Genomic DNA, 16,435 nt, shown 5'->3' on the forward strand with positions numbered 1-16,435 from the left:
ATTTGCATAAATTAAGAGAAAATAAAAAGTTAGGAATAATCGTATTTGGGATTGTTCCTAGCTTTTTTACAAACAAAGGTATATTAAAACAATGAAGATGGACAAGCGAGGCATTCCTCCTATTTAGCTGGTTTTTAGTAAAAGATAAAAGGTGACAAAATTAAGTATAGTTAACAGGTTGTTTGACGAAGTGAGGCTGCCAAGTAAAAAAATTGCACTGAAATTTGCAAACAGATTAAAGATAGACAGCTGGAAATACAAGTTACGCTACATATCAAAAAGACAGTGTGTTAATTCCCCATTTTCTTTTTCTATCCTTTTAGAGAAAAAGGAGTAAATAATCCTCATGCTTCTACTTTTACCATAAAATACAAAAAAGTTAGGCATAAAGCAAGGGGAGAATTGGTCGGAGTAATCTATTCGAGTGAATGCGAACAAATTTTCGGTTTATGATGAAAAAAAGCAATGAAAATGGTATGATAAAAGGGCATATAATTTTATAAAGCAGTACCTATTTTATAAAAATTATTCAAATAAAGCCGGATAAGGCATAAATTCATCTTGAGTAAAAAGGAGGACACTCGATGGTTAAATTCATCCATGCAGCTGATTTACATATCGATCGCTCTTTTGAAGGACTAGTAAATTTAGATAAATCGGTACAGGAAAAATTATTAGAGGTTAATTTAAAAGTTTTAGCAAATATTGTAGACAAGGCTATAATAAATGAAGTTGATTTTGTTTTACTTGCGGGAGACACCTTCCATCAAAATCGTCCTTCATTAAAAATCCAAAAAAATTTTTTTGATCAAATCGAACGATTGAATGAAAAAGAGATTGCTGTCTATTTGACATTTGGAAATCATGATTATTATCAATCAGAGCGCTACTGGTTTACTTTTCCCGAAAATGTCCATTTATTTACTTCGGAAGAGGTAGAAACAAAGACATTTTTATCTAAAAAAGGGGAAAAGGTCGCCATCAGCGGGTTTAGTTATTTACACCAATGGATACAGGGAGATAAAGTTGCTGAATTTCCTTTACGACACTCAGTGGATTATCATATCGGTCTGTATCATGGCGAAATAGGGAGCAATCAGCGGGGAAACTATGCACCTTTTCAGCCGTCTAAAATGCAGGAAAAAGGCTATGATTATTGGGCATTAGGACATATCCATGTGCCAATGTCTTTAAACGAAAAAGAAACAATGAATTATCCAGGGGCACCTCAAGGCCATACCCAAAAAGAGCAGACAGCTAGAAATGTTTTATTGGTTGAATTGACCTCCAGTGAATGCCAGACGATTCCGCTAGAGGTCGCAGAAGTATACTGGGAGAGTAAGAACGTGTCTTTAAAAACTGCTCGGACTACGCAAGACGTGTTACAAGTGATCCAAGAGCAGTTAACTATGGGAAATCCAAAACTGACGTTGTTAGATTTAAAGGTAACAGAGTATCATCACTTGAACCAAGAAGTGATTGATCGAATCTATTCTGGCGAATTACTTGAGTATTTAATGGAAAAAATAGCCAACCTATCTACAAATTTACTTATTTGGCGTATATCTATTAAGGAAGATGAAAGAATGAATCGAATATCGTTGAAGGTCTCACAGACATTAGTTGACCAACTCTTTGAAACTTATCGGGTAAGTGAAGATTTCCATCAGATTTTAGGTGAGATGTACAGTCATCCTGATGCGGTTCGCTTGATGAATGATTTACCTGAATATCAGGAAGGTACCTTGACTAAAGCCAAGGCAATACTGGAGCAAGATTTTGTGTTCGAGGAGGAAAGTATATGAGAATCCTTCGAATCGAAATAGCTGCATTTGGTAAGTGGAGACAAAAAACATTTGATTTTATTTCTGGAAATCAATTGATCTACGGTGAAAATGAAGCAGGCAAGTCAACGATTTACCAATTTATTCAGGCTGTATTATTTGGCTTCCCTTCAAAAGGAAAGAAGAAAAAAGACTATACGCCGAAAGATGGGGCTGCCTATGGTGGGAAAATTTGGTTAGAACATCCTGTTCATGGAGAAATACTAGTTGAACGTTACAAACAGCAAAATCGTGGGAAATCCAAAGTCCTTTTTAATGAGCAACAGGGAAGTGATGAATTATTAGAGAAATTACTTTCTCCACTAACAAAGGATTTATTTCAGCAGGTTTTTACTTTTCAACAAGAACAGTTAACTGAACTAGATCATCTACGAGAAAAAGAATTACATGATGCACTGATCACATTAGGGATTACGGGTAGTTCGTATGTTTTTCAAAAAAGACAAGAATATTATCAGCAAGCCCAACAGCTTTTTAAGAAAAAAGGACAGAAACTGCTTATCAATCAGAAATTGAATGAGTGGAAGAACCTTCAAGAAAGAGTCCATCAAAAACAAGAGCAGGAATCTTTTTTCGGTGAACTCATTCGACAAGAACAAGCCTACAGTCAAGATCAAAGAGAGCTACAAAAAAAACTCCAAGAGATAAACGAAAAAATTTCTCAGATCAAGCAACAAGAGCTGAATTATTCTTTATACGAAGAGTGGCAAACACTTAAAGCCAATACCTTACCACAAGTTCCTGAAGAACAGTTGCTTTTAGACTTAGAGGAATTCACTAAACGCTACCAGCAGATGACGGAACGCCTAGATGAGCTCGAAGCTACTTTAGAAAAACATAGCGGAATGGATCAACAGTCGGCACGATATTATTTCTATTTGGAACAAGAGCAAGTACTAAAAGAATTGCAACAACAGCAAACACAAATCGAACATTGGCTGAATGAATGGCAAAGACTCCAAGTGGAAGAACGAGAAATTGATTCAGAATTAAAAATTTTAGAACAAAGTTGGCAATGGCAACGGACACAAATGCCACAAGAATTTTTGCATACCGAAGAATGGCAGCAACTGTTTTCTGAAAATCGTTTGTTGAAAGAACAAGTCAATCAATTATCAATCAGATCAGAAATCGTCTTAGAGCAGCAGCGGACGATTGAAGCGGAGATCAACCAATTAGAAGCCACACATCCAGAATTATTACAGTCGGCACCTTCAGAAGTTCGTTCAAAGAACAAAACACCGTTTGCTATTATCGGCGGATTCTTTTTTGTGGTGGGGATCTTCCTACCAATGCCTTGGAAACTAGGAGTCTTTTTATTAGCCTTAGGTACATTGGGGTATTCATTTTATGAAAGGAAATCACTGAATGGTCAGAAAAGTGATTTATCAGAAATCAAAGGTAAGTGGCAAGAAAAACTGGGACAATTAGACAATACGTTAGCTCAAATCGAAGAAATCAATCAAAGTAAAAACAAGCTAGTGATTGAACAACAAAAAATCCAACAAAAAGCTTTCGATTTTCCAAAGGTCCATCACTTAGGAACGATGAATACCTTAGAAGCGATGAAGGAATATGGGCATGAAGTATCCGATTATCAAGACTTGTATAGCCGCTTGATCAAGAAACAAGAACGAGCAAATGAGATTCAACAAAAGTTGGTACAGCTTGATCGTCAGTTTGAATTGATTAAGGAATGGTTACCGTTACAAGATAAAGGAATCGCTGAAAAAATGGTGCTTTTAACGAACTTCATCCAAGAAATGGAACAATTGAAATTCGCTAGAAGTTATCAACAAAATACACTGTTGAAACAAGAAATCAACCAATTGAAAAAGAAACAAAAAAGTTTGATCGAACACTATAGCGGACAGATGGAACAGGTCGGACTTGCTTATCCATCCGAAGTAGCTGCTTATTTGCAAAAAGCGCAACAAACAAAAACACAACTTCAACGACTAAAAGAGTTGGATGAGATTCTCGCGCCACTTTTTCCAAAAAAACGGACACGGGAGCAATTAAGTACTGAACTGTATCATAATCAAGAGAAACAACGGCAGTATCAGTTTGAAGAAAAACAATTGATCGAACAACGTCAGCGGTTAAAGATCCAAATCGAGGAATTACAAAAAGATGGTACGTTGGATGAGATGTACCAAGAAGAAAGTTTATTGAGAGCACAACTGCAACAACTGATGGAACATTGGGGCGGTCTAATGGTCGCTGGGACTTTTTTAGGGGATCTGTCTACAGAAATGAGTGAACGTCAATTACCACAATTGTTAAAAGCTGCTGGTCACTATTTAGGAGTCTTAACACAAAATCATTACCAAGAGATTTTATTGAGAAATGATACTTTGACACTAACAGACGGTGTAACTGATTTTCCCATTTATGAATTATCTACAGGAACGAAAGATCAACTGATTATGGCCATGCGCTTTGCCTACCTATCGTTAGAATCAAAACGTTCGATCTGTCCAATCATCATAGATGACGGTTGGTTGCATTATGACCATCAAAGAAAATATCAATTAGCCAAATTGTTAGCTGATTTCGGTCAAAATTATCAAGTTATTTGTTTTTCTTCTGACCAAGAAATGGTAAGCTATTATCAGGAGCTTCAACAATCTGTGAATATATTAAAGGATGTATAAAGAATGAAAAAAATTCGTGAATTAGTTGTCGATGAACAATTTGAATTGTTTGTTTTAATTAAAAATGCTGATGTCAGAGTTGCGAAAAACGGAAAAAAATTTATTGCATTTACTTTTCAAGATACGTCTGGAACGATTGATGGCAAATATTGGGATGCTTCTGAAGAAGAGATCAACAAGTTTACTGCTGGGACAGTTGTTTTCTTAAGTGGGAAGCGGGAAATCTATCAAGGAAACCCACAAGTAAAGATTTTGCATATGCGATTGACTAAACTTGAAGAGCCAAGTGATCCTAGTTTTTATATGGAAAGGGCTCCTTTGAAAAAAGAAGAAATGGAAGAAGAAATCAATCAATTATTATTTGATATAACAAATGCTCATTGGAATCGGATTGTCCGTCATTTACTAAATAAATATCAAAAGCAATTTTTTGAATTTCCCGCAGCAAAACGGAATCATCATGCTTTTGCGAGTGGATTAGCTTATCACACATTGACTATGTTGCATTTAGGTAAAGCGATTGCTGATGAATATCCAGAATTGAATCGATCGTTGTTATACGCAGGAATCATTTTACACGATCTCGGAAAAGTGATTGAATTATCTGGACCGATGAGTACGGAATATACTTTAGCGGGTAATCTAGTGGGGCATTTGGTACTAGTAGATGAAGAAATCACGAGAGCATGTATCGCATTGAAAATAAATGAAGCAGATGAAGATGTTTTGGTATTAAGACATATGGTCTTAGCACATCACGGCTTATTAGAATACGGATCGCCGGTTCGACCACGTATCATGGAAGCAGAAATCTTACATCAGATCGATAATCTCGATGCTTCAATGCAAATGATGTTGACGTCGATTCGTCAAACAGAACCTGGAAAATACACTGAACGGATTTTTGGAATGGAAAATCGTAGTTTCTATGTTCCCAAAGAACTATAGATAACTAAAGGCACGTAGCCTAACACGAACTACTTGTGAGCCTACGTGTCTTTATTATTGGAAAATTTATTTTGTTATTGATAAAAATCTACAATAGTGTAAGATTGTAGTCAGATGAGAAACCGTTTTACTAATAGGGGGAAAATAGTTAATGAATCATTATATCCAATCTCTTGGCGTTCAAAGAGATCCGCTATTTTTCTGGGTATTGGGAATTTTCTTCTCAGTATGTTTGTTGTATATGGCTTATAAATTGAGAAACAAATCCAAGATTGCTTTGATTACTTTAACGACTACGGGCGTCTTTATTTGTATTTTTGCTATGTTTGCAACGATCGTTACACTGATGACCAGAATCAGTTACTAAAAAACAGCTCTTTGTCAAAGTGAATAGGTAGCGAAAAAACATCAAAGTCAATCATTTACTTTGGTGTTTTAATCTATGCTTATCTTTTATAAAAAATAAGGTGGAAATTACGATCCTTCTTAGAAATTATAGCGTCAAAAAAAACAGACCTGGATAGGTCTGTTTTTTCATCTTATTTGCTTGATGATTCAGTTGTTGATGATTCAGAAGTTTTTGTTGATTCAGTTGTTTTAGATTCAGAAGATTTTGTTGATTTTGTTTTAGACCCAGATGTATTGGTATTAGCTGTTTCCATAGTAAATGGCGTTAATACATTTTTAAAGGCATCATCTGTGACTTTTACATTTTCTTCTTTTAATACTTTAGCGATAATTTCTTTTTGTAGGTCTTGATCACTTTCTTTTGTATCTCGGGCGATTGATTCTAATTGTTTCTTGTATTTATTCATGTCATCGCCTTTATTTTGGTTTTTGACCATTTTTACAACATAATAATCTGTTGAGTATGAAGTTGTATTTGTCGCTGAGATAACGTCAGATACTTGACCGTCTTTTAATTTGAAGGCTGCTTCTTTCACTTCAGTTGGAACATCTGTCGTTTGAGAATCAAATTTGATTTTTCCGCCATCTTTTTTAGTTGCTTCATCGGTTGATTTTTCTTTTGCCAGTTTCGCAAAATCAGTTCCGTCATCTGCTGATTTTTTCACTTCTTTTGCTTCATCTTCACTGCTTACTTTAATGATTTGTGCTTCAACTTCTGGATGGAAAGTTTTCCAAGCTTCTTTTAAATCTTTTTCTGTCACTTTGACGTTAGCACTTATACCAGCTTTTAATACTAAACTGCTTCTAAGTGCTTGTTTATATGAGTCTTCTGTATAACCAGCTGCTTCTAATTGTGATTTAAAGGTGTCACCGTAAGTTTCTTCATTCTTTTTGTATTCAGCATTGACATCTTTATCCGTTACTTTATCGCCATATTTATTTTCAAAGGCTTTGTAAATAATCATATTTTGAACTAATTGTTGGTTGTTTTGCGTATGTTTTGCTTCATTATAAAAATCTTCAACCGTGATAGTTCCGCCTTTCATTGTGGCGATGTCTTTATTTGTACTACCTGAACAAGCAGCTAATGCTAATACAGCTAGCGCACTAGTTGCAGCTAAAATTATTTTTTTCTTTTTCATTAAAATTGCTCTCCTGTGATTTATTATTATTCTTACAATAATAACTATACCATATCTATTTATTAATAAAAACGTTCTCGTGATAGTTTCAAATAAAATTCAAATTTTGATCACATTCCTAACTAAAAATTAAAAAAACAATAAAATTAAAATCAAAAGTGTTATAAAATTCCGCATTATTGCATGTCTTGTGGCAAATCATTTGTTAATTTTTCAACTTGTTCTTGGATTTGTGCAATTCTTGGTTCTGCTTGAAATTTAAAATTTTCAATATCTTTTTTCATTGATTCTTGAAAAGCGGGGATCAAAGTATTAGCTGTTTCTTTTGTGTCAACTAATGCTTGTTTGAAATTATTAAGACTGTTATTTAAATCATTTGTTAATTCCGTTGCTTCGTCTAGTTCAGCGATCAATTTTTTTCTGGTTTCGTTCCCGCTTCTAGGAGCAAATAACAACCCGGATATAGCTCCAACGGTCGTTCCAAAAACGATTCCTTTTAAAAAGTTTTTAATCAATGTTCTTCACCTGCTTTACAATGGTATGTTGAATTTGTTGCAATTCTTCCGCACTATATTCTGACTGATGGTTACCAAAGTGGATCGAAAAATCATCTTCTTTACTATAGCGAGGGACCAAATGGACATGTGAATGAAATACAGATTGATAAGCCAATTCACGGTTATTATTCAAGATATTCAGTCCTTGCATCTCAGGAAAAGCTTCTTCAATTGAACGAGCGATTTTAGGGATACGTGAAAAGACATCAGCTGCTAGTACTTCGTCATATTCAAAAATATCAGAAACGTGTTGTTTTGGAATAACTAGTGTGTGTCCTTTTGTAGCTTGGGATATATCTAAAAATGCATAGACTTTTTCGTCTTCGTAGATTTTATAACTAGGGATTTCTTGCTTAATAATTTTACAAAAGATACAGTTTTCCATAGGAAACATCCTTTCCATCAAAAATATTATTTATGTTAACTTTACCATATGTTCAAAGATTTGTATGAAAAAAAATAAATTGACTTCGTTTTCTTCATGGTATAATAAAAACAATCGAACGACGGAGGAAAAATTATGAGTCTAATTGTGGAACATGTAACAGGTGGCTATGGACATCTACCTGTTTTAAAAGATATTAGTTTTAGTGTACAGCCTGGCGAAATGGTAGGATTGATCGGTTTAAATGGCGCTGGAAAAAGTACAACGATCAAACATATCATTGGCCTCTTAGAACAAAAAAAAGGATCTATCACGATTAATGATCTGAGTTTGAAAAAAAATACTGAAGAATACCGAAAACAAATCGGTTTTATACCTGAAACGCCTTCTTTATATGAAGAACTAACTTTAAGAGAACATATCGAAGTGACTGCGATGGCCTATGATATTCCAATCGATATAGCGATGCAACGAGCTGAGAAATTGTTACATACGTTTCGTTTAGAGAATCGTTTGGAATGGTTGCCAGCCAATTTTTCAAAAGGGATGAAACAAAAGGTGATGATCTTGTGTGCTTTCTTGATCGAGCCTTCTTTGTACATTATTGATGAGCCTTTTTTAGGATTAGATCCATTAGCAATCAATGCTCTTTTAGAACTAATGGTAGAAATGAAAAATGAAGGTTCAGGGATCTTGATGTCTACGCATATTTTAGCTACGGCAGAAAAATATTGTGATCGTTTTGTAGTTCTGCACAATGGAGAAATACGTGCAGATGGAACCTTAAAAGACTTACAGGAGGAATTCCGACTACCTGATTCTTCTCTGGATGAAATTTATATCTCCTTGACAAAGGAGCAGGATCATGAATAATTTCTTTCAATTGCGATTAGCAAAACACCAGAAAAAAATGATGAAGTATTTGCGTTATGTACTAAATGATCATTTTGTATTGGTTTGCTTATTTCTATTTGGCGGAGTCGGCTTTTACTATTCAAACTGGTTAAAAACGTTAACGACTCCTTTTCAAATGGGTGGGATTATCCTTACGATCTTTTGGTTTATTTGTTTGTTTTTTGGTAAATTTGCCACTTTCACGCAAGCGGCCGATCTGGTTTTTCTACTACCGAAAGAAAAGGAGATGCATCAGTATCTCCAACGAGCTTTTCTTTATTCCAGTCTATTTCCTTTTCTGTTCTTAGGACTAGCTTGTGGCTTTTCAATGCCCCTCGTGGTTGTGACAACCGGGCAGCCTTTTTCTTTTTATTTCGTTTATTTACTGATTCTCTGGGGATTGAAGAGTAGTCAACTACAAATCAAACGAGTGGAGCTTTTCCGAATTGAAGAGAAAAAATTGATGGTATGGAAAGCTTCTTGGTATCTTTCGACATTGCTGATCTTGTTGCTTACGGTCTATGGATGGCTCTGGCTTGGATTGTTAGCTATGTTGATTCAATTAAATATTTACTTTTGGTTTTTATGGAAAAATATGACGTATCGGTTGGATTGGGAAAAAATGATACAAAAAGAAGAGCAACGTTTACATCAAATCTATCAATTCATCAATCTTTTTACTGACGTGCCGGAAATCACTTCTAAAGTCAAAAGAAGAAGGTATTTAGACCCGTTGCTTCAACATACGAAGAAAACGAAAGATAATACTTATTATTATCTTTATGTCAGAAGATTTATTAGAGGTTCTGATTTCAGTGGTCTTTTCTTACGCTTAGTGTTGATTGGAAGTATCTTGATTGCAGGTATTGAAGATGTTTATTTTATAACTGCTATTGGGGCGCTTTTTATCTATTTGATCGGATTCCAAGTGATTCCTTTATACAATCAATTTCGTTACATGACACTTGTCCAACTTTATCCAATCACGGAAAAGCAAAAAGAAGTTGCGCTGCAAAAATTATTGTTAAATCTTTTGCTGATTGCCGCTAGTCTTTTTGGATTGATTGGTGCAATCGTATTAAATGGGCTAGACAAACTCATACCGATTATCAGTTATTTGATCGTCATCGGCTTGTTTATTAAAATCTATACACCGACTCGGATCAAAAAAATGAACGAATAAAAGAGGTGAAAAAACGAGAGAATAAGGCAGATTTGCTTTTTCTCTCGTTTTTTTGATAAAAGATGGTTTTTTAGAGAGGAATACAGGAAAAAAGAACGTATATGTGCTTGACGTTCGGGGCTTAGGCGACTAGAATAATAAGTACTGCAAATCATAGAGTTTAGAGGACGGGAGAATGCATGATGGAGTTTCAGTTAGACCAAGAATGGCGTTTACGCCCAATCAAAGGTGATACGGGAAAAACATACATAGGCATGCGCGATGAAGATAAGGTCTTTATTAAACGCAATACGACTCCAATGCTTGCTGCACTATCCCGAGAAGGAATTACACCAAAACTGGTATGGACGAAACGGACAGGAAATGGCGATACCTTAACAGCACAGGAATGGCTAGAAGGACGTTTATTAACTCCGACCGAGATCGGCCAGCGAAATGATGTTATTGATGTCTTGTATCATTTGCATCATTCTGCTTCACTTAAAACGATGTTGACTCGGATCGGTGGCAGAGTGATGACACCAGAAAAAATGTTGCAACAATATGAACTGGAGTTACCTGAGACACTCAGAAAGAATCGATTTTTACAAATCGTTCACCAGTTTTTGCGTCAACAAATTCCACAGATGGATAAAGAGAACTTTGCAGTTGTACACGGAGATGTCAATCATCGGAACTGGTTAGTGTGCAAAAATTATTTGTATCTAGTTGATTGGGATTCAATTATGTTTGCTGATCCAGCGGTGGATATTGCCACGATTTTAGGGAATTATGTTCCATTATCTAATTGGAATCAATGGCTCGTTACTTATGGGATTCGCCCAACGGATGAGATATTAGAAAAATTACATTGGTATGCTGCGATGAACCTTTTACAAGAGATTACCCGATATTGTCAGCGTGAAGATCATCGACGAATGAATGAAGAGATCTTACAGTTGAAAAGAATTTTTAGTGGTTGAGCAAAGAGTCAAAAAGAATGAGTACGGTGTACGAATAAAGCATTTATTGTCGATTATTTATTCAGAGTTAAGATCAGAAGAGTAGAACATCACTTGTCTGATCTTTATTTTTTTAGGAAAGAAAGGAATGGAGTTTTCATGCGTGTACGTAATCGCCCAGGTGCTGCTGAAATGCTAGCAGCGCATCCAGATTTAGTAATAAGTGAACCAACCAAGTGGAGAGGTAAGTGGAACGAACTATTTGGCAATGAGCAGCCGATCCATATTGAAATTGGTATGGGAAAAGGTCAGTTTATCACAGGAATGGCTAAGGCTCATCCTGAAATCAATTATATCGGGGTAGAAATGCAAGTCAGCGTTGTATCAATTGCTTTAGATAAATTAATTGAACAACCATTACCAAATTTAAAACTATTGCATGTTGATGGTTCAGCGTTGACGGAATATTTTGCAGATAGTGAGATTGATCAAATCTATTTGAACTTTTCTGATCCGTGGCCTAAAAAGAGACATGAAAAACGCCGGTTAACGTATCATACATTTTTAGCGGTGGATGAACAAATTCTACGCCCTAAAGGAGAAATCCATTTTAAAACAGATAACCAAGGACTATTTGAATATTCATTAGCTAGTTTTTCTCAATACGGCATGATCATCAAACAAGTATGGTTAGATTTACATCAAAGTAAATATGAAGGAAATATCATGACTGAATACGAAGAAAAATTTTCTTCGAGAGGTCAAAGAATCTATCGTGTTGAAGCTCAATTTCCAGATAAAACGAAGAAATAATGACTTCATTTAATCAAAAGCAACCGAAACATTTTTGTTTCGGTTGCTTTTTTGGTTGTAGATGCAGCTGTTCGAGCAAGGAAAAATTGTAGGACAAAATATTTTCGTATTTATTTTATATAGAAGGTTCAATCAAGTTAAATTTAGAAAATGAAAATAAGCCTTTATCTGTAATCTTTAATTCGGGGATGACAGATAATGTTAAAAATGAAAGTGTTAAAAATGGATCGAATGATTGACTGGCACCTAACGCATGTGCTTCTTTAGTTAAGGAAACTAACTGCTCATTCACAGCTAAAAAAGGTTCTTGAGACATTAAGCCACCGATTGGTAAGGGTAAACAAGCCAACTCTTGACCATCTGCAACAGCGATCATTCCGCCACCTTTTTTGATTAATTGGTTTGCTGCTATTAACATATCTTCGTCATTCGTTCCCACCACGACGATGTTATGGGAATCATGCGCAACAGTTGTTGCAAGGGCACCTTTCTTTAGTTGAAATCCCTTAACGATCCCAACACCAACATTTCCTGTTCGATGGTGACGTTCGATCACAGCAATTTTTAGTTGGTCGTTGGTAATTGAAGGAACAAAGACACCATTTTTTGTGTCTACTTCTACGAGACAATCATTGGTCAATAAACTGTTGGGGATGACTTCGATCATGTGGGCTTTTTCAGTACAAAGTGGTAAAGCAAAAGAATCGACCGTTAATGGTTTCACATCCATTTTTGGTAATTTTTGAGCATAAGTATTTTTTTGTCTCGGAAATTGTTCCAGATTCAATTGTGCATTCTCTACCACGATTTTTCCATTAGAAAAGACAGTATTGATTGGAAGAGTCGATAAATCATTGGTTAAAAAGAAATCAGCTTGATAGCCAGGTGCGATGGCGCCTAGCTGACTTAAGCCAAAACATTCGGCAGCGTTTAGTGTGGCCATTTGAATAGCTTGTAATGGTTCCATTCCTAAATGGATTGCTTGGCGTATGATGTGATCGATAGAGCCTTCTGCAACCAGATCATCGATCAGTTTATCATCCGTGACAAATAAACAACGTCGTGAATTTTCTGGTGTTACAACGGGCAGGAGTGCTTCGAGGTCTTTTGCAACTGTCCCTTCTCGAATCATTAAATACATCCCTAAAGCTAGACGTTCTTTTGCTTCTTGTGCGTTAGTCGCTTCATGGTCGGTTTTTATACCAGCTGTCAAATAGACGTTTAGCTCATCCCCTTGAATACCAGCTGCATGACCATCGATTTTCATATTTTTCTCATGCATCAATTGTAATTTATCAATGATGGTTTTTTCGTTATTTGCAACAGCTTGGTAGTTCATCACTTCAGCAAGTCCCAACACTTCAGGACGATCAAGAAAAGGAATGAATGATTGGGCGTCTAGCACTGCGCCGCTTGTTTCAAAAGGTGTTACAGGAACGCAGGATGGCAGCATGATAAAAATATTCATTGGTACGGATTGGGCATCTTCAATCATAAAATCAAGCCCAATACTTCCTGCTACGTTTCCTATTTCATGAGGATCAGTAATTACCGAGGTGACGCCATGTAATAAAGAAATTTTTGCAAACTCGCTTGGAGATAAAAGTGAACTTTCGATATGCACATGCCCATCAATAAGTCCTGGTACGAGGTATTGATTTTTTGCATCATAGATTTCTTTGCCTTCGTATTGACCGATCCCCACGATTTTACCGTCACAAATCGCAACATCACCGGTTAGGATTTCTTTTGTAAAAACGTTGACGATTTGTGCATGTTTGATTACCAGATCAGCTGGTTCTTTTTTCCCAGCGACTAAAATATGCTTTGTTCGTAATGATTCCACCATGTTCCCTCCAAAATAAATTTTTAATAGTATAACATAAATTCGGATTTTGCCCATCTTTTAGCATTTAATGATACAAAAATAAAATAGTATTAGAAAAAAGACGTATGTTTTTTATGGAGGGGATAAGATGGATATAAAGGAGATATCAGATGATCTCATTAATGAAAGTTATAAAAAACGTGTTCAAGATATCTATATAATGCCTAATCAAACTGATTTCAATATTTATTACCGCTATAGTAAAAAACGAACATTCCAAAAAAGTATTGCATCAGATATTGGACAACAATTAATCTCACGCTTTAAATATTTAGGAGAGATGGATATCGGTGAGAGAAGAAAAGCGCAATTAGGTGCAATGACTTACGTCTTAAAAGAAAAAGAGGTCAGACTGAGACTGTCTTCTGTAGGTGATTACTTACAAAGAGAAAGTTTGGTGATTCGATTACTTTATGATTTGTCTGAAAAACAGTTCCGCTGTTTTTGTCCTGAGGATTTAAAGGTGATCAATGAGCGGAGTAAAAAGCGTGGGCTCTATTTGTTCAGCGGACCAGTTGGGTCAGGAAAAACTTCTTTGATGTACTATTTGGCACAAGATAAAGAGGTACAAGTAATTACAATAGAGGACCCAGTAGAAATTGAAGAAACAGCCTTTTTACAATTACAAGTAAACGACAAAATCGAACAAACGTATGAGGAATTGCTGAAGCTTGCATTACGTCATCGTCCAGATTTATTGATCATTGGAGAAATCAGAGATAGCAAGACAGCGAATGTAGCAATTCGAGCAGCGTTGACAGGTCACCGTGTATTTGCGACGGTTCATGCCCGACATTTAGATGGAACCGAAGCGAGAATTCTTGAATTAGTTGGCAGAAGCGATGAGTTTTTTGAATGTTTATCTGGCGTAATCTACCAAGAAATCCTTTTAGACCAAACACAAGCAGCAGCGGCTTTATGGGGTTACAACTTTACCTACAATGATTTTGAGAGGAAAGGGTGGGACCAAAGCTATGAAGAAGCAAAAAATAGTCGCTGGCGATCGTTTGCCTTCTAAGAAAATGTCACTGAACCATCAAGCAAAGTATATTCGACTGATGGGGGAGTTACTTGACCATGGATTTAGTATTCAAGAAGCAACGGAAATATTGTTGAAGATCACACCTGTCCCCCATATTTATTTACAGCAAGGACATCGTTTATTGCAAGAAGGACATTCTTTTTATGAGGTTCTACAAGCATTGGGTTTTACTCAAGACAAGCTTGTGCAAATCGAATTAGCCAGTGCGCATGGGAACTTGATCCAAACATTGAATGGGATGGCAGAACAATTTCGTCTCGTAGCAGAATTTCGAAAAGAATTAAAAAAGATGATCAGTTACCCGTGTTTACTGTGTTTGTTTTTATTAGGGATCTTAGTTGCATTACGCCAATTTATTTTGCCACAGTTATTAACTTCGGAAATGGTCATGGATACGCATTGGGGAATCCGATTTTTGCAGTCCTTTCATTGGTATGTTCTTCTTGTTTTACTGTCTGTTGGTTTATTATGTCTGTTTATCAAGATCAGGCTCCTAAAAATGGATATGATTCAACGAGGGGAATGGTTCAGCAACAAACCATTGATTGGTTCGCTTTTTTCCCTCTACCAGTCTTCTTATATCGCTTTAGAATTTGGAAAATTATTCTACGAGGGATTAGAATTGCGCCAAATTATTTTTTGTTTGAAAGAAACAAAACAAGGGAGTTTGATCCAACTATTAGCATTTCGTCTGACAAAAGGGTTAGAATCAGGAATTTCTTTAGCACAGCAGTTTGAGACTTATTCATTTTTAACGGCTGAATTTAGTCAAATCGTTTTACAAGGGGAAGCAAAAGGAAACTTAGGTAAAGAACTTTTGTTTTACAGTAAATTAGCAAGACAGCATTTTTTCCAAAAGGTGAACCGTGGACTTTCATGGATACAGCCAGTCCTTTTTCTAGGAATTGCCAGCTTGATTCTATTGATTTATGCAGCAATTTTACTGCCGGTTTATGGCAACATTGAGGAGGTTTTATTATGAAATATCTAGTCAATTTCAGACGAAAACAATTAAGGAATGTTGAAAGTTTTACGTTGATCGAAATGCTGATCGTCTTATTAGTGATCAGTGCATTAGTTCTCTTGTTCATCCCTAATATTTCCCGCTATCGAGATCATGTCAATCGAGAAGGCAAACAAGCAGTGATGCAATTGGTCGATGCTCAAAAAGAATTGTACTCTTTGCAAAATAATGGGAAAGTCCCAACGATCGCAGAACTCTTAAAGGAGGGATATATAAAGCAAGAACATGCAGATGCCTATAACCAAAAATAAACCAATTTGCCTTACTGGTTATACTTTGATTGAAACCTTATTTGTTTTGACGATCACTTTAGGATTATTTCTATTCCCTTCACTTTCGGTCTCAGCTTGGCAAAAGCAGATGACAATAGAGCAATTTTTTGCACAATTTGAAAGTAGGATATATGCCACGCAGAAAATAGCCATTGTCAGCCAACAAGCTACAAGAATCTTTTACGATCAATCAAAGGATCAAATTGTTTTTGACGTACCTAATCCAAATCTCGGTTGGTCAACTTTAGAGGTGCCAGATGAAATTACTGTCCAACAGATGGAAAAGCTCATATTCGCTTCGGGAACCGGCAATGAAAGTTCATTGCAAGCCTATCGGTTCTATTGGACAAATAAAAGACAAACAATCGTTTATCAATTTCAGCTAGGGAGTGGCCGATATATTAAAAAAATCGAATAGACATGCTTTTATTCTATTA

Annotated in this window: 16 protein-coding genes; 12 read left to right on the plus strand and 4 right to left on the minus strand. The window is 35.9% G+C overall.

Annotated elements, in window-relative coordinates; translation table 11 throughout:
- Positions 1-584 precede the first annotated feature (584 nt).
- The 4 genes from AB3I12_RS12445 (at position 585) to AB3I12_RS12460 (ending at position 5,816) form a co-directional block, all read left to right on the plus strand.
- Entirely contained in the window at positions 585-1,805 is a 1,221-nt protein-coding gene (locus tag AB3I12_RS12445; protein WP_063627556.1) for a DNA repair exonuclease, read from the plus strand.
- A complete protein-coding gene (locus tag AB3I12_RS12450; protein WP_063627555.1) occupies positions 1,802-4,501 on the plus strand; it encodes an AAA family ATPase in 2,700 nt (899 codons plus the stop codon). The genes AB3I12_RS12445 and AB3I12_RS12450 overlap by 4 nt, the downstream gene beginning before the upstream one ends.
- A 3-nt stretch (positions 4,502-4,504) precedes the next feature.
- The gene (locus AB3I12_RS12455) at positions 4,505-5,449 is read left to right on the plus strand and encodes a 3'-5' exoribonuclease YhaM family protein (protein ID WP_010737065.1); all 945 of its coding nucleotides are present in this window, start codon (positions 4,505-4,507) and stop codon (positions 5,447-5,449) included.
- A 151-nt stretch (positions 5,450-5,600) separates the two neighbouring features.
- A complete protein-coding gene (locus tag AB3I12_RS12460) occupies positions 5,601-5,816 on the plus strand; it encodes a hypothetical protein (protein WP_010720908.1) in 216 nt (71 codons plus the stop codon).
- Between the two features lie 172 nt (positions 5,817-5,988).
- Here AB3I12_RS12460 and AB3I12_RS12465 read toward each other — a convergent pair whose 3' ends face one another.
- The 3 genes from AB3I12_RS12465 to AB3I12_RS12475 all read right to left on the minus strand — a co-directional run bounded on the left by AB3I12_RS12465 (position 5,989) and on the right by AB3I12_RS12475 (position 7,941).
- Positions 5,989-6,999 carry a peptidylprolyl isomerase gene (locus tag AB3I12_RS12465; RefSeq protein ID WP_063627554.1) on the minus strand — a complete coding sequence of 337 codons (1,011 nt, stop codon included), beginning with the start codon at positions 6,997-6,999 and terminating at the stop codon, positions 5,989-5,991.
- Between the two features lie 176 nt (positions 7,000-7,175).
- Positions 7,176-7,514, minus strand: a complete 339-nt coding sequence (locus AB3I12_RS12470) for a YtxH domain-containing protein (protein WP_010720906.1) — start codon at positions 7,512-7,514, stop codon at positions 7,176-7,178.
- Positions 7,507-7,941, minus strand: a complete 435-nt coding sequence (locus tag AB3I12_RS12475) for an HIT family protein (RefSeq protein ID WP_010720905.1) — start codon at positions 7,939-7,941, stop codon at positions 7,507-7,509. Before AB3I12_RS12475 ends, AB3I12_RS12470 begins: the two co-directional genes overlap by 8 nt.
- A 135-nt stretch (positions 7,942-8,076) precedes the next feature.
- On the opposite strand from AB3I12_RS12475, the gene AB3I12_RS12480 reads away from it, so the two are divergent.
- The 4 genes from AB3I12_RS12480 (at position 8,077) to trmB (ending at position 11,772) form a co-directional block, all read left to right on the plus strand.
- A complete protein-coding gene (locus tag AB3I12_RS12480) occupies positions 8,077-8,814 on the plus strand; it encodes an ABC transporter ATP-binding protein (protein WP_010720904.1) in 738 nt (245 codons plus the stop codon).
- Complete coding sequence (locus AB3I12_RS12485; RefSeq protein WP_010720903.1) at positions 8,807-10,018, plus strand: ABC transporter permease; 1,212 nt, start codon at positions 8,807-8,809, stop codon at positions 10,016-10,018. Before AB3I12_RS12480 ends, AB3I12_RS12485 begins: the two co-directional genes overlap by 8 nt.
- 179 nt (positions 10,019-10,197) lie before the next feature.
- Positions 10,198-10,980, plus strand: coding sequence for a phosphotransferase family protein (locus AB3I12_RS12490; protein WP_010720902.1), 783 nt, complete (start codon positions 10,198-10,200; stop codon positions 10,978-10,980).
- Between the two features lie 138 nt (positions 10,981-11,118).
- On the plus strand, positions 11,119-11,772 hold the full coding sequence (gene trmB / locus AB3I12_RS12495; RefSeq protein ID WP_010720901.1) for a tRNA (guanosine(46)-N7)-methyltransferase TrmB: 654 nt from the start codon (positions 11,119-11,121) through the stop codon (positions 11,770-11,772).
- Between the two features lie 115 nt (positions 11,773-11,887).
- Here the strand turns inward: trmB and ade are convergent, their stop codons facing one another.
- Positions 11,888-13,618 (minus strand): adenine deaminase, encoded by a 1,731-nt coding sequence (gene ade / locus AB3I12_RS12500; RefSeq protein WP_063627728.1) that lies wholly within the window; start codon positions 13,616-13,618, stop codon positions 11,888-11,890.
- 130 nt (positions 13,619-13,748) lie between these two features.
- Here ade and comGA point away from each other — a divergent pair, with 130 nt between their 5' ends.
- From comGA to comGD, 4 genes are read left to right on the plus strand one after another with little or no spacing between them, the layout of a single operon-like run.
- Positions 13,749-14,678 carry a competence type IV pilus ATPase ComGA gene (gene comGA, locus AB3I12_RS12505; RefSeq protein WP_010737071.1) on the plus strand — a complete coding sequence of 310 codons (930 nt, stop codon included), beginning with the start codon at positions 13,749-13,751 and terminating at the stop codon, positions 14,676-14,678.
- On the plus strand, positions 14,635-15,684 hold the full coding sequence (comGB, locus tag AB3I12_RS12510; RefSeq protein ID WP_010737072.1) for a competence type IV pilus assembly protein ComGB: 1,050 nt from the start codon (positions 14,635-14,637) through the stop codon (positions 15,682-15,684). The genes comGA and comGB overlap by 44 nt, the downstream gene beginning before the upstream one ends.
- On the plus strand, positions 15,681-15,977 hold the full coding sequence (gene comGC / locus AB3I12_RS12515) for a competence type IV pilus major pilin ComGC (RefSeq protein WP_063627553.1): 297 nt from the start codon (positions 15,681-15,683) through the stop codon (positions 15,975-15,977). The genes comGB and comGC overlap by 4 nt, the downstream gene beginning before the upstream one ends.
- The gene (gene comGD / locus AB3I12_RS12520) at positions 15,952-16,416 is read left to right on the plus strand and encodes a competence type IV pilus minor pilin ComGD (protein ID WP_063627552.1); all 465 of its coding nucleotides are present in this window, start codon (positions 15,952-15,954) and stop codon (positions 16,414-16,416) included. Before comGC ends, comGD begins: the two co-directional genes overlap by 26 nt.
- The last annotated feature ends 19 nt before the right edge of the window (positions 16,417-16,435 follow it).

Source organism: Enterococcus sp. C65, assembly GCF_040887165.1.
In the GTDB taxonomy this organism is placed as follows: domain Bacteria; phylum Bacillota; class Bacilli; order Lactobacillales; family Enterococcaceae; genus Enterococcus_B; species Enterococcus_B hirae.